17 protein-coding genes are annotated in these 13,342 nt (G+C 68.2%); 6 read left to right on the top strand and 11 right to left on the bottom strand.

Translation table 11 applies throughout. The features are described from left to right. Nucleotides 1-4: 4 nt before the first annotated feature. Nucleotides 5-811 carry a hydrogenase nickel incorporation protein HypB gene (gene hypB, locus OG225_RS14565; protein ID WP_405182145.1) on the bottom strand — a complete coding sequence of 269 codons (807 nt, stop codon included), beginning with the start codon at nucleotides 809-811 and terminating at the stop codon, nucleotides 5-7. After that, nucleotides 769-1,146: a hydrogenase maturation nickel metallochaperone HypA gene (locus tag OG225_RS14560; protein ID WP_405183271.1), complete on the bottom strand. Its 378-nt coding sequence runs from the start codon at nucleotides 1,144-1,146 to the stop codon at nucleotides 769-771. Before OG225_RS14560 ends, hypB begins: the two co-directional genes overlap by 43 nt. 176 nt (nucleotides 1,147-1,322) lie before the next feature. Here OG225_RS14560 and OG225_RS14555 point away from each other — a divergent pair, with 176 nt between their 5' ends. Further along, the gene (locus OG225_RS14555) at nucleotides 1,323-2,132 is read left to right on the top strand and encodes a thioesterase family protein (RefSeq protein WP_405182144.1); all 810 of its coding nucleotides are present in this window, start codon (nucleotides 1,323-1,325) and stop codon (nucleotides 2,130-2,132) included. 16 nt (nucleotides 2,133-2,148) lie between these two features. Here OG225_RS14555 and OG225_RS14550 read toward each other — a convergent pair whose 3' ends face one another. The 6 genes from OG225_RS14550 to OG225_RS14525 form a co-directional block, all read right to left on the bottom strand. Further along, nucleotides 2,149-2,511, bottom strand: a complete 363-nt coding sequence (locus OG225_RS14550; protein ID WP_405182143.1) for an RskA family anti-sigma factor — start codon at nucleotides 2,509-2,511, stop codon at nucleotides 2,149-2,151. Then, nucleotides 2,508-3,221 carry a sigma-70 family RNA polymerase sigma factor gene (locus OG225_RS14545; protein WP_405182142.1) on the bottom strand — a complete coding sequence of 238 codons (714 nt, stop codon included), beginning with the start codon at nucleotides 3,219-3,221 and terminating at the stop codon, nucleotides 2,508-2,510. Before OG225_RS14545 ends, OG225_RS14550 begins: the two co-directional genes overlap by 4 nt. 252 nt (nucleotides 3,222-3,473) lie before the next feature. Continuing rightward, entirely contained in the window at nucleotides 3,474-3,824 is a 351-nt protein-coding gene (locus tag OG225_RS14540; protein ID WP_405182141.1) for an aldo/keto reductase, read from the bottom strand. 482 nt (nucleotides 3,825-4,306) lie between these two features. After that, on the bottom strand, nucleotides 4,307-4,447 hold the full coding sequence (locus tag OG225_RS14535; RefSeq protein WP_405182140.1) for a hypothetical protein: 141 nt from the start codon (nucleotides 4,445-4,447) through the stop codon (nucleotides 4,307-4,309). Continuing rightward, nucleotides 4,413-4,736: a hypothetical protein gene (locus OG225_RS14530; RefSeq protein ID WP_405182139.1), complete on the bottom strand. Its 324-nt coding sequence runs from the start codon at nucleotides 4,734-4,736 to the stop codon at nucleotides 4,413-4,415. Before OG225_RS14530 ends, OG225_RS14535 begins: the two co-directional genes overlap by 35 nt. A gap of 322 nt (nucleotides 4,737-5,058) precedes the next feature. Further along, on the bottom strand, nucleotides 5,059-6,585 hold the full coding sequence (locus tag OG225_RS14525) for an aldehyde dehydrogenase (NADP(+)) (RefSeq protein ID WP_405182138.1): 1,527 nt from the start codon (nucleotides 6,583-6,585) through the stop codon (nucleotides 5,059-5,061). Between the two features lie 114 nt (nucleotides 6,586-6,699). Here OG225_RS14525 and OG225_RS14520 point away from each other — a divergent pair, with 114 nt between their 5' ends. The 5 genes from OG225_RS14520 to OG225_RS14500 are packed head-to-tail and all read left to right on the top strand — an operon-like array spanning nucleotide 6,700 to nucleotide 11,501. Beyond that, the gene (locus OG225_RS14520) at nucleotides 6,700-7,857 is read left to right on the top strand and encodes a mandelate racemase/muconate lactonizing enzyme family protein (RefSeq protein ID WP_405182137.1); all 1,158 of its coding nucleotides are present in this window, start codon (nucleotides 6,700-6,702) and stop codon (nucleotides 7,855-7,857) included. After that, a complete protein-coding gene (locus OG225_RS14515; RefSeq protein ID WP_405182136.1) occupies nucleotides 7,854-8,879 on the top strand; it encodes a zinc-binding dehydrogenase in 1,026 nt (341 codons plus the stop codon). The genes OG225_RS14520 and OG225_RS14515 overlap by 4 nt, the downstream gene beginning before the upstream one ends. A 14-nt stretch (nucleotides 8,880-8,893) precedes the next feature. Continuing rightward, complete coding sequence (locus tag OG225_RS14510) at nucleotides 8,894-9,886, top strand: hypothetical protein (RefSeq protein ID WP_405182135.1); 993 nt, start codon at nucleotides 8,894-8,896, stop codon at nucleotides 9,884-9,886. Beyond that, a complete protein-coding gene (locus OG225_RS14505; protein ID WP_405182134.1) occupies nucleotides 9,883-10,653 on the top strand; it encodes an IclR family transcriptional regulator in 771 nt (256 codons plus the stop codon). Before OG225_RS14510 ends, OG225_RS14505 begins: the two co-directional genes overlap by 4 nt. Beyond that, nucleotides 10,650-11,501, top strand: a complete 852-nt coding sequence (locus OG225_RS14500; protein WP_405182133.1) for an SMP-30/gluconolactonase/LRE family protein — start codon at nucleotides 10,650-10,652, stop codon at nucleotides 11,499-11,501. Before OG225_RS14505 ends, OG225_RS14500 begins: the two co-directional genes overlap by 4 nt. Before the next feature lie 186 nt (nucleotides 11,502-11,687). Here the strand turns inward: OG225_RS14500 and OG225_RS14495 are convergent, their stop codons facing one another. The 3 genes from OG225_RS14495 to OG225_RS14485 all read right to left on the bottom strand — a co-directional run bounded on the left by OG225_RS14495 (nucleotide 11,688) and on the right by OG225_RS14485 (nucleotide 13,273). Further along, entirely contained in the window at nucleotides 11,688-12,041 is a 354-nt protein-coding gene (locus OG225_RS14495) for a helix-turn-helix domain-containing protein (RefSeq protein ID WP_405182132.1), read from the bottom strand. Nucleotides 12,042-12,644: 603 nt separating this feature from the next. After that, nucleotides 12,645-12,938, bottom strand: coding sequence for a hypothetical protein (locus tag OG225_RS14490; protein ID WP_405182131.1), 294 nt, complete (start codon nucleotides 12,936-12,938; stop codon nucleotides 12,645-12,647). A 164-nt stretch (nucleotides 12,939-13,102) separates the two neighbouring features. Next, on the bottom strand, nucleotides 13,103-13,273 hold the full coding sequence (locus OG225_RS14485) for a hypothetical protein (protein ID WP_216916841.1): 171 nt from the start codon (nucleotides 13,271-13,273) through the stop codon (nucleotides 13,103-13,105). Nucleotides 13,274-13,342 lie beyond the last annotated feature (69 nt).

The raw sequence follows: 13,342 nt of genomic DNA, 5'->3' as shown, positions 1-13,342 counted from the left end.
AAGTTTAGGTCTGCACCGAAAGATCATCAATAGCTCGACGCTTGCCGGACAGCTGTTTGGCGCGCAGCCAGTCGTACCAGCGTTCGAGTCCGTCGCCCCCGGTCGCCGAAACCGGGATGATCTCGATCCCCGGATTCACCGAATTCGCGTATTCCGCGCATCGCGCCGGATCGAAATCCACGTGGGGTAGCAGATCGATCTTGTTGAGCAACACCAATCGCGCCGCCGCGAACATATGCGGATATTTCAGTGGTTTATCGGTCCCCTCGGTCACCGAGATCACCACGACCTTGCCGCTCTCACCGAGATCGAACAGCGCGGGACAGACGAGATTGCCGACATTCTCGATGAACAGCAGCGTCTCCGGTTCCGGATCGAGCGCGTCGAGAGCGCCCGCGATCATCTGCGCGTCGAGGTGGCATCCGGCGCCGGTGTTGACCTGCACGACCGGTCTGCCCGTCGCCCGGATCCGTTCGGCGTCGAGCAAGGTGGCCTGGTCACCCTCGATGACCGCTGTGGGCCAGCCGGGCAGATCGAGAATGGTGCGTTCGAGCAGCGTGGTCTTCCCCGCGCCCGGCGAACTGGTCATATTCAGCGCGAGGATGCCCAGGCGCGCCAGCCTGCGGCGGTTACGCGCGGCGAGTTCGTCGTTCTTGGCGAGCACCTTCTGTTCCAGCGTCACGGTTTCGGTCACCGGAAGGTGCACGTGATCGTGCGAATGGCCGTGCCCGCCGTCGGGATCGTGGCGGTGCTCGTGCGGGACGGTGATCACCGCCGCCGCGTCGTCCCCGCATCCACAGGTTGCGCACATGTCGACTCCACTTCCATCGAGGTGATCCGAAGTTCCTGACCGGACCGCACCTCGACATCCGCGCCACCGCAGGCGCGGCACAGCAATATCGGATAGGTCAGTTCGAATTCCGTACCGCAACCACGGCACCGCGCCGCACCGGCGACCTCGACGATCTCGAGATCCGCGCCTTCGGTGACGGTGCCTTCGGCGGCGAGTTCGAAACAGAAACGCATCGCGTCCGGCACCACCGCGCACAACGCGCCCACCGTGACGGTGACACAGTGCACCCGCCTGCCCGCCGCGTGCTCGCACACCGCGTCGATGACACTCTGTGTGATGGCCATTTCGTGCATCACGGTCCCGGTTCATCGTGGGCGACCCCGAATATGAGGCTACTCCCGAGCAACCCGCTCCGAGACGACTTCGGGGAGCACCGCCGGACTTCGTCGCCGGCCGAGGTCTACCCGCCGGGTAATCGACAACACGGGCGGGCGAGGATGATCATCGGCGCAACGAAAGGATCCACCGGATGACCACGACGACGCGTTACGCCTTCGACACCGACACCGCGAGCACCCCGGTCGGCGAACACGAATACGCCATCGACCTGTCCCGGCGCTGGACCACGATGGCTGGCACCGCCAACGGCGGATACCTGCTCGCCACCTGCCTACAGGCGCTGCGCCGCGAGATCCCCCAGCCCGATCTGCTGTCCGCGTCCGCGCACTACCTGCGCCCTGGTGTGACCGGCCCGGCCCGGATCCGCACCGAGGTCGCGCGCATCGGTCGCCGCACCGCGACCGGAACGGTGGTACTCACCCGCGAGGACCGCGAGATCGTCCGCGTCCTGGCCACCTTCACCGATCTCGCGCAGGCCGAAGGACGCACCTTCGAATCCGGGGAAGCGCCGGTCCTGCCGCCGCCGCAACGCTGCGTGAACCCGCTGGAGAGCGCGGACTGGTCGGCCTCGACCATCGCGGGCCAGATCGAATTCCGCATCCCCGAAGTGCCCGGATTCTTCCGCGGCGCACCCGGCGGCACCACCTCCACCGAATTCTGGCTACGGTTCGCCGACGGCAGGCAACCCGATCCCGTCGCACTGGCCCTGCTCGTCGACTCCACCGCGCCGGTCGTGTTCGATCTCGGAGTGTCGGGCAGTTCGACCATCGAGCTCACCGTGCACATCCGGCGTCGCCCCGCACCGGGGTGGCTGGCCTGCCGGGTGCGCACCAACCACCTGATCAACGGATTCCACGAGGAAGATTTCGACATCTGGGACAGCACGGGCGCGCTCGTGGCCCAGTCACGTCAGCTGGCGATCATCCCGGCCGATTCCTGATCGATGTGCCGGACGGTCACGGGGGCGGTCGGCGCGGATGACCTCGGCAGCGGTGAATCGCACCCGTGATCGCGGACGTCAGGCATCCGAACAGCGACGGCGGCCTGCGACCGCGGCCCCGCTGACCCGACATCGTGTCGAGCGCCCGCTGCACCTGTAGCTCCACGGCCGGTGGTGGTGCGACGACATCGAGGACCGTCATCACCGCGACCGCCTCCCGCGTTCCCCGCAGTACGGCGGTGAACGCCGCGGCGGTGGCCGCATCGGCCGTGTGCAGTCGCCGCTCGATGTGACGGCGTTCGCGTTCGGTGGTCGCGTCGATCGCGTACGGCACGGCCGATTCGAGCAGGTCCGGATGGGACCGCCCGGAAGCTGTCACGGGGTGTCACTTCCCGCCAGACACAGCTCCAGCCGTTTGAGTCCGTCCCTGATGCGGGTTTTCACCGTCGGCAGCGGCACATCGAGATATTCGGCGACCTCGCGGTAACTGCGGTCGCTGTAGAAGGCCAGGGCGATGGCCTCGCGCTGTTTGCTCGTCAGATCGGCCAGCGATTCCACGACCGACTGCTCGTCGAAATGCTGTTGGGCCACCTCCGCGACCATGTCGTGGTCGCGACCACGGTGAATATGTCCGTAGGTCGCCTCCCTGCCACGCGCCGACTCGTCGGCGCGGACGCGATCAACGGCCCTGCGGTGGGTCAGCATGATCAACCAGCCGATCGGACTCGACAGGGCGGCGTCGTAGCGATCGGCCAGCATCCACACCTGGAGATAGACCTCCTGCGCGATCTCCTCGGCGATCGAGCCGTTGCGCAGGATCCGGACCGCCACACCGAACACGCGGGGACTGGTCGCCTCGTAGAGTTCGGTGAACGCGGCGCGGTCACCCCGGCTCACGGATCCGAGCAGTTCGGCCAGATGGTGATTGTGTGCCCGCGTTTCCCCGGAGATCGCGCCGACCCGCGCCGCGCTGAGCACCGGCGTCGTGGATTCGGGCGTCGGTGTCGAGCCGGATCCCAGGGCGCGATCACGGTCGGCGGGTCGTTCGAGCAGCGCGTTACCCACGGCGACCACCGCCCAGCGACCCACGCATGACCCGCCGTGGTGAGACGCACTCCGGATATCGCGTGCCGAGCCTCTCGGACGGCGAAATCCGCCGCTGGGCCGTAGGCAGTTCTCCCGAATGTCGTCTCACCGTCATCGCTCTTCACGCCTCCGTCGACGCGACCCGGCGGGCCGCATTGTGCATGGACGGATCGGAATTCGCCCCGACGGCGGCACCGGATTGGTGGGGTGGGAGGGAAATCGGCCCGCCCCACCGATCCGGCGGCGACTACGGCGTCAGCGGTTGATCCAGCGCTGCATCTGCTCGGGGTAGCGCTCCCCTTCGGTCTCGACCTTCCCGGCCGCCGCGGTGATCTCGGCCATGTCGTCGGGGCCGAGTTCGATATCGGCGGCAGCGGCGTTCTCCAGCAGGCGGGGGATCTTCGTGGTGCCGGGGATGGGCACGATCGAGGGATGCCTGGCGAGCAGCCACGCCAGCGCGACCTGGGCATTGGTGGCGCCCTTGCGGGCGGCGATCTCCGACAGCAACTCGACCAGGACCGCGTTGGCCGCGCGGGCCTGTTCGGTGAACCGTGGCAGGCTGCCCCGCGGGTCGGAACTGTCGAAGGAGGCCCTCGTACGGATCACCGCTGCCGCCCGGTTCCAGCGCGTCCACGATGCGGTCGAAATCGTCGCGCAGGATCCGCTGCGCGTGCATGCGCACGCTGAAGACGTTCGGAATGGCCATCGAGCTGCCCGGCACGTACGGGACGAACCCGTCCCAGATGCCCACGGTGTTCTCCGCGCCGCCCAGGGTGCGATACGCGCCGCCGCTGCCGCCGTAGGCGTACCCGTAGGGGCGATGGTCGCCGTAGACCGAGCGCGCGACGACGCGCGAGTATTCGGCCGACGCCGCGTTGGCGCGATACGCGCCGACCGTCGGATCGGTACTCGATCCCGGCGTGCCGACCACGCCGCCGCCGTTGGTCTCGAGGAAATAGCCGCCCGCGTGGAACGCGAAGCCGATCTTCTCCTCCTGACCGGTTCCGGACCGCGCGAGATTCTCGCTGTCGGGCACGGGGGTGATGTGCTGGAAGAAACGCCCGCCGTATGTCGCCTCGGGCGGGAAATTAGAGGGAGAACCGGGCGGCGGTTCCTTCGAATCCACCGTGCACGTAGCGGTGCCGTACCGGCTCGTCACGCCATTCGTCGATATCGATGAACGGTCGTTCGAAATCACCGGTGAGAATTGTTTCCGGCCCGTCGGGCACAGTTGCTCCTTTCGAAGGCTGCGGGCCTGCCGTCAGCGGTATGCGCCTCGACGATCCTGTCCGCGGTATCGCGATGGCTCTCGTGGGTCGGGTGCATGGGGACCGGCGCGTCGGCGCTGACCGGCAGTGCGCCGACCATCCAACTCTGCGGCCCGGCGCAGATATCGTGCGCGAAGGTGGACTCGGACACGTCGATGAATGTCGCCCCGTGCGGGGCCGCCTGTCGGGCCATTCCGGTATCGAGTTGGTCGATCTCGGACTGTAGATAGGTCGCGGCGCTGGCCGCCATCGGTTGGACATCCGGGCAGCCTCCCTCTCGCACCGCCGTCGGACAGCCGACCATGACGATATGCGCCCGGGGTACCCGGCGACGATTTTCCTCGATGACGGTGCCGTAGGTAGGGGGCGAACTCGTCGATGCGGTCGCCGACGGCGTCACGTCCTGACGCGTCGGGCTGCCCGCAGTTCGGAGTCGACGCCGGCCGAGACGCAGGCTGCCGGCGCGGCGGCCGAGTGGACGAACGATGGTGTGGATGTGGTTGTCGGCATTGCTTTCGCGACTTTCATCGGCGGCCCGCGGTGTGGTGTCGATGTCTGTGGCCGGGCCGTTGTCATACGAGGTGTCCGTCGACCCGGCGCGGCAACCCGTACGGGTTGGCTTCGCGTAATTCGGCCGGTAGCAACGAATCCGGGCTGTTCTGGTAGGTGATCGGCCGCAGCCAGCGTTCGATCGCGGTGGTTCCCACCGAGGTCGAGGTGGACGTGCTCGCGGGATACGGGCCACCGTGGTGCTGCGCCGGTTTCACCGCGACCCCGGTCGGCCAGCCGTTCACCACGAGCCGACCGGACCGTCGTGCCATATCCGCCAGCACGGGGGCCAGCGCTCGCGGGTGCGCGGCCTCGTCGTCGCCGACGTGGACGGTGGTGGTCAGACTGCCGGTGAGGGCGGCGAGGACGGTGAACACCTCCTCGATGTCGCGGTAGCGCACGAGGACGGTCACCGGTCCGAAGCATTCCTCCAGCAGCAGCCGGTGCGTGTCCCCCGCCTCGAACGCGTGCGCGGGCACTTGCAGCGCTGCGACACCGACACGGTGCCGATCCGCGACGACGAGCGGTACGGGTTCGGTGACCGTGGGCAGCGCGGCGCGGGCCCGCACGCCTTCGACGAACGCGTCGCGGATCCGGTGATCGAGCAGGACACCGGGTGCGGAATCGGCCAGCGCCGAGGCGAATTCGTCGACCAGACGGTCACCGGAGTCGTCGCTCGGCACGAAGACCAGTCCGGGTTTGACACAGAATTGGCCGTGCCCCGCCGTCATCGACGTCGCGAGCCCCGCGGCGATCTCCCCGCCGCGTTCCTTCGCCGCGTCTTCGGTGACCAGCACGGGGTTGAGTGACCCGAGTTCGCCGTGGAACGGGATGGGGACCGGCCGCGCCGCCGCCGCGTCGTGCAGCGCCCGACCGCCGCGCACCGAACCGGTGAAACCCGACGCCGCGATCAGGGGGTGGACGATCAGATCGACACCGGCGTCGAAGCCGTGCACCAATCCGACGACCTCCAGGGGCACCCCGCACGCGACGGCCGCCTCGCGCAGCACCGCCGCGACCGCTTCCGACGTCGCGGGGTGATCGGGGTGGACCTTGACCACGACCGCGCATCCGGCGGCCAGCGCGCTGGCCGTGTCGCCGCCCGCCACCGAGAAGGCGAACGGGAAATTCGATGCCGCGTACACCGCGACGACACCGAGCGGGATCTTGTAGCGGCGCAGGTCCGGGGTAGGCACCGCGCCGGAGCCGTCCGGGTGGTCGATGACGATGCCGAGGTATTCCCCCGCGTCGACCACCTCGGCGAAGCCGCGTAATTGATCGCGTGTCCGCACGATCTCTCCCGCGAGCCGGACGGTGCCCAATGCCGTTTCCGCGTCGGCCGTTTCGGCCAGTTCGGCTGCCCGCTCCCCCAGCAGATCCGCGGCCGTGCGCAGGAAAAGCGAGCGCCGCTCCCGATCCGCGAGGGCCGGGGTGCTCGCGTGCGCCGCGCGCACGATCCGATCGACATCGGCTGTCTGCGATTCGGCGGCGACTTCGTGTCGTCGCCTGCCTGTACGTGGATCGACACTCCATACGGGAGTCGACGTCATTGTTGCGCTCCTTCACGCGCTCCGACGGCGAGCACGTTATTTCGTATGATAAACAGTGTGTTCGAAATGTCGATATGTGTTCGAAATATCGAACCAGGGATTGAGGGTGCGGCGATGCGCATAACCCGGTTGGAAACCCACGTGGTCGGCACACCCTGGCGGAACCTGACCTATGTCCTGGTGCACACCGACGAAGGCCTGGTCGGAGTGGGCGAGAGCCGAATGCTCGGCCACACCGACGCGCTGCTGGGATACCTGCGCGAGGCCGCCGCGAACCACATCGTCGGATCCGATCCCATGGCGGTCGAGGATCTGGTCCGGCGCATGAAATACGGCGACTACGGCCGCGCGGGCGAAATCGTCATGTCGGGGATCGCGTGCGTGGAAACGGCGTGCTGGGATATTCGGGGCCAAGCCCTCGGAGTACCGGTCTGGCAATTGCTCGGCGGCGCCGTCACCGACCGGGTCAAGGCGTACGCCAACGGCTGGTACACCACCGAACGCACCCCCGCGGAGTACGCGCGCGCCGCGGGCGAGGTCGTCGCACGCGGATACCGGGCATTGAAAATCGATCCGTTCGGCGCGGGCCGATTCGAACTGTCGCACCAGGAGACCATGGCCTCGATCGAATTGATCGACGCCGTTCGCGACGCCATCGGACCCGATGTGGAACTCATGATCGAAATGCACGGCCGGTTCAGCCCGGCCACCGCGATCCGGATCGCCAGGGAACTGGCACCGTTCCGGCCGGAATGGATCGAAGAACCCGTGCCACCGGAGAATCTGGCCGCGCTGGCCAAGGTGGCGGCGAAAACCGATCTGCCCATCGCCACCGGTGAACGCATCCACGACCGCATCGAGTTCAGGGAACTGTTCGAAAGCGGGGCCGCCGACGTCATCCAACCCGATCTGGGCCATATCGGCGGCATCGGCGAAACCCGCAAACTCGCCGCCACCGCCGAAACCCACTATGTGCTCATCGCCCCGCACAATGTCGGCGGCGCGGTACTCACCGCGGCCTCGCTCCAGGTCGGATTCTGCACGTCGAATTTCAAGATCCTCGAACACTTCAACGATTTCGCCGACGCGGACATCACCGGCGTCGTCGAAGGCGCTCCGCGCGTGATCGACGGATATTTCCACCGCTCGGACCTTCCCGGCCTCGGCGTGCGATTCGACGCCGACGCCGCGGCCGAATTCCCGCAGCAGAAGGCACATTTCGATCTGTGGGCCGACGGCTGGGAGAAACGCGCGCCACAGGTCACGCCGTGAACGCGGCAGCCTCCCGCGCGCTGGTCGTCCAGCGTCCCGGCAGTTTCCGATTCGTCGAGCGGGAGCAGATCCCTCCGGGCCACGGCGAAGTCGTGATCGACGTGCACGCCGCCGGGGTGTGCGGCAGCGATTACGACCTGTGGCGCGGCACCCGACCGGACGGCCTGGTGCGCTTTCCCGTCGTGCCGGGGCACGAATGGTCGGGCACCGTCGCCGCGACCGGACCCGGAACCGACCCGAACCTGCGTGGACGCAAGGTGGTCGGTGAGGGCTTCCGCAACTGCCAGGTCTGCCGTCGGTGCCGCGCGGGCCAGACCACGCTGTGCGAGGCCGCCTACGACGAGACCGGCTTCACCAGCCCGGGCGCGATGGCCGACACCCTGACCATTCCCGCGCGCCTATTGCACGTCCTGCCCGACGACGCGGATCTCACCGCCGCCGCGCTGCTGGAACCCGCCTCGTGTGCCGCGGTCGCCGCGCACGCGGCGGGGATCGAACCCGGCGACCGCGTCGCGGTGATCGGCGCCGGCACCCTCGGCGCACTGACCACCCAGTTGGTCGCGGCCCGAACGCCCGCGGACCTGCTGGTCGTCGGGATCCACGATCGCCACCGTACTCGCGCGCGGGACTGCGGCGCGCACCGTTACCTGTCGGCCGGAACCCTCTCGGGTGAGGGCGATTTCGACGTCGTGATCGAGGCGGCCGGTGCGCCGGATTCCGCCGCGACGGCGCTTTCGCTGACAAGACGGGGTGGGCGTGTCGTCCTCACCGGCATCCCCGCCGCCGGAGCCGTCGGACTGTCACCCACCGATCTGGTGGTCTCGAATACAGAGGTGCGCACCGTGTTCGGCGCCACGTCCGCCGCCTGGGTTCAGGCCGTGCGGGCGTTCGAGGCCGGGATCCTGCGGCCGCACAGTGTGATCACCCACCGCCTGCCGCTCACCGAATTCGCCACCGCCATGACGCTGTTGGGCGAACACGACCCGACGGTCGGCAAGATACTGCTGCATCCCCACCCGTGAAAGGCCCCAACCCCATGACACTCTCGTGGTCACACCCCGTCCGCCCCGGTGACGTCGCGCTGAGCGCCCTCGATCTCGTCGGCGGAGACCCCGCCCCGCAGAACAGTTCGGCCCACGCCTTCCCCGACGGTGGACGCTGGCGCACCGAGATTCCCTCCGTCGAGGGACCGCACGCCCTGGAAGCCGTCCTCGCGGAATCCGAGCGGCTCGAGGTTCCGATCCACCGGATCAGTCAGGGCAGCGGCATCTGGATGCTCACCGACGGCGAGATCACCGACATGGTGCGGGCCTGCGCCGACCGCGACGTCGAACTGTGCCTGTTCACCGGACCGCGAGCCAACTGGGACATCTCCGCGACCAACCGCACCGGCAACGGTCCTGGCCCCAGGGCCTACGGCCACGCCGCGGTGAGCGGTTGCGTCGAGGACGCGCTGCGGGCGACGGCACTCGGCGTCCGCTGCCTGCTCGTGGCCGACGAGGGCGTGCTGTGGGCGCTGCACGGACTCCGCGGCGAGGGGATCCTTCCGGCCGACCTCACGCTGAAGGTCTCCGCGCTGATCGGACCGGTCAATCCGGTCTCCTTCACCGTGTTCGAACGGCTGGGCGCGGACTCGATCAATGTGCCCGCCGACCTGACCACCGCCCATCTGAGCGAGATCCGTCGCCTGAGCCGCGCCCCGCTCGACATCTACGTCGAATCACCCGACGATCTGGGCGGATTCGTCCGCTTCCACGAGACCGCCGAACTCATCCGCTGCGGCGCGCCCCTCTACCTGAAATTCGGTCTGTCCCGCGCCCCCTCGATCTATCCGGCCGGAGCGCACCTGCGCGAGACGGTCCTGTCCACCGCCCGCGAGCGGGTGCGGCGCGGACGGCTCGCCCTGGACATCCTCGAACGGCTCGGCATCACCGGCATGTCACCGCTCGGCGCGCGCCTGCCCGGACCGTTGCGACGGTTCGACGCACCCGACTCGACTGCCCGCCCCGGCGTGGCGCGACCGGCGTGAGCCGCCTGGTCCCCGCGGTCACCAGGGCGCTGGACATCCTGGAACTGTTTCTCGGCGTGGAGGATTCGATGACGGCGTCGCAGATCCAACGCATGACCGGACTGCCGCGCACCACCGTGCACGAACTGGTCACCACCCTGGTCGCCCGCCGCTACCTGAGCGCCGAACCCGGCGGCGGCTACCGTCTCGGCGTCCGGCTGCACCAACTCGGCAGCCAGTACGGCGAGCAATTCGACCTCGCCGCCGCGGGCCGCGAGGTCGCGGCAAGCGTCGTCGCCGAATGCGGTGAAACCGTCCACGTGGCGGTTCTCGAGGACACCGACGTCATCTATATCGCCAAGGTCGACTCGACCCACACCGTGCGGATGGTCTCCGCCAGCGGCCGTCGCCTGCCCGCACACTGCACGGCCGTCGGTAAGATGCTGCTCGCCTCGCTCGCCGAATCCGAACTGGCGCAACTGTTCCCGGTGGAGACCGCACTTCCCGCGATGACGTCCCAGACCATCACCGGTGCCGCCGCGCTCGGCAGACAACTCGCGGCCATCCGCGCCCGGGGCGTCGCGATCGAGGAATGCGAATCCAATCCCGACGTGTGCTGCCTGGCGGCACCCGTTCGCGACCGCTCGGGCACCGTGATCGCCGCATTGTCGATCTCGGTGCCGCTGCCCCGCTGGAACGCGCGACGACGCGACGAACTGCAACCGCTCGCCGTCGCCGGAGCCGCACGGCTGTCCGAACGCCTCGGCTACGAACCGCGCCGCCGATGACGGCCCCACGGATCGAGGTCGCCGTCACCGCGAGCGCGGTCCTCGGCGAGGGCCCCACCTGGGACCACACGACCGGGCGATTGATATGGGTCGACATCCTGGGATCCCACGTCCACACCTACACCCCGGCTTCCGGCGCCACCACGACATTCACCACCTCTCAGCACGTCGGTGCCGCCAAACCCCGCGCAGGCGGAGGGCTGGTCGTCAATCTGCGCGACGGCATCGGCGTCCACCGGCCCGACGGCGGATTCGACTGGCTCCACCACCAGCCGGTGACCGGACGTCGCGGCAACGACGCCGCCGTCGCCCCGGACGGAGCCCTGTGGGCAGGCACCATGCGCTACGACGAAGCCCCCGGTGGCGGCACCCTCGTCCGCTTGGCGGCGGACCACACCGTCACCACCTGCCTCGACGACGTCGCCGTCAGCAACGGCATCGGCTGGAGTCCCGACGGGACGCGGATGTACTACGTCGATTCACCCACCCGCCGCGTCGACGTCTTCGACTTCGCCGACGGGCACGCCCGCGACCGCAGGCCCTGGGTCCGCATCCCCGAGGGCTCCGGATGGCCCGACGGTCTCACCGTCGATGCCACCGGCGCGGTCTGGGTCGCGCTCTGGGACGGAGCCGCGCTGCAACGCTACACACCCGACGGGACACTCGATCGCGTCGTGGAACTACCGATGGCCAGACCGACCGCCTGCGCGTTCGGCGGCGACGACCTGACCGACCTCTACGTCACCACCGCGCAACGCACCGGACGTGAACCGCACCGGTTCGACGGATCATTGTTGGTACTGCCCGACATCGGAACAGGGCTGGCGCAACCACTGTTCACGGGATGAACGAAGGACGCGTCGCCAGGCCGACCCAGGACGATTGTCGCCGGACCGGTACCCGAGAAGGGGGAACTGCCATTACACAGTTCGGTCACCGACGGCACAGACCTATCAGCGTGACTCGCGACGAGGGCGAACTACGGCACCCCTGGGAGGCGTCGGAAATGCGCGAAGTCGCAGGGTCGCATGATGTCAGCTGTTGCCCGTGGCGGGTTCGGGTGGCTGGTCGTGATCGTGTTGCAGTGCGGTGTTGATTCGTTGGGCTTCGGCGAGTTGGTCTTCGAGGATGATGATTCGGCAGGCCGCGTCCAGGGCTGTGCCCTGATCGACCAGTTCGCGTACGCGTGCGGCGATGCGCAGTTGGTAACGCGAGTAGCGGCGATGCCCGCCTTCGGAGCGGTGCGGGGTCAACAGTCTCGCGGTGTCGAGCGCGCGGAGGAAGGCTTGGGTGACGCCGAGCGCGGATGCGGCGGCGCCCATGCTGTAGGAGGGATAGTCCTCGTCGTCGAGGTTGCCGGTGTGGTTTTCGGGTTGCGCGTGTTCCATGTACACCTGTCCGGGGAAACGGGTATCGGCCCCCGGCGCGTGGTGCGCCGGGGGCCGGAGGGGGATTTACTTCACCAGCCGTATCCGATGATCGGCGTGGCGCTTTCGCGTCCCAGGAAGAACAAGACGCGAGGGGTGTTGCGGCGTGACTGTCGATCACCTCCTTTCGATCCGGCGTGCGCGGCGCCTTCCTGCCCCGGTAGGGGGTGGTATCGGGCACCGCCTCTGTCACTTCCTGCGCCCTCCCGGTGTGGAGCTGCCGTGCCTCGGGAGGGGGTGTTGCTGTACTTCATCTCATTCCGGGAAGTTCATTCTCTACCCGGCCTATGGGACTTTCTTTCTCTGTGATGGACACGAAGGTATAGCAATCCGTCACGGATGTCTATAGTCACCGGTGAAGATTTTCTGGCCCGGTTCGGGACTTCTCGGGCGGTCGCGCAACGGGTGCCGCTCTCGTGCGGATTCGTCGAGTTGTCGTGACCTTCGCGAGTCGGGTAGCCGCCGTGGGCGAGAACCCGAATCAGTCGGCGCGTGAGCAGTCGGTGCAGGCCACGGCCGATCGATCCGGATTCCCGATTCCCGGCCTCGCGAACCGCGACGGAATCAGTGCGCCCCGGGCTGAGGGGTGGGCAGCTCGCCGATGAGTTCGCGCAGTGCCCGGTCGCGGGGTTCGCGTGCGGCCTCGGCGCGCAGCAGGGCGGCGGTCGCATTGCCGGAGACGGCCCGGTCGACGAAGAAGTCATGTGCGTCGAGGTCGAGGAAGACGTAGCGGGCGATATTTGGGGCGGCCGTGCTGGTCGATGGTGGCGCTGTCGAACATCGGCGCGTGCAGTGCTCGGGCCAGGGGGTTCCGGCGTCGACGTCCGTGCGGCTGTTGCGTACGAACGCCGAGGACATCGTCATGGAGTCGAGCAGCCACTGGACCTGGGGCGGGACCTCGACGTCCCTGCGATGCGATGCGATTCGCGGGCCGCGATGACCGGGCAAGTCGAACAGACCGCGACCTCTTATCGAGGCATGCTCCGGCTGGCCCCTCTGCTCATGTGGCTTCGAGGACGGGCCTACCCGCCGTAGAGACGAATGGAGTCCTGGGTCGGGTCGACGGCGGGCACCGTGTAGCTCGACGAACTTCCGTCGAGGTGGGTTTCCTCGACGTAGTAGGCGGGTTCGGCGGGCAGACGGCGCCATCGGGCGCGCGGATCATCGACCTGCTCGGGATGACTGTTCGACATGATTCCCCCTTCCGAATCGTGTCACCACATGCTAATCGAAGGCAGCCTGGTTGAGGGAGGCGTTGCCGC

This window comes from Nocardia sp. NBC_01377, from assembly GCF_045040005.1.
Lineage (GTDB): Bacteria > Actinomycetota > Actinomycetes > Mycobacteriales > Mycobacteriaceae > Nocardia > Nocardia noduli.
Note: the sequence above shows the minus strand (reverse complement) of the source record. Positions and strands in the feature narration are given on the sequence as shown.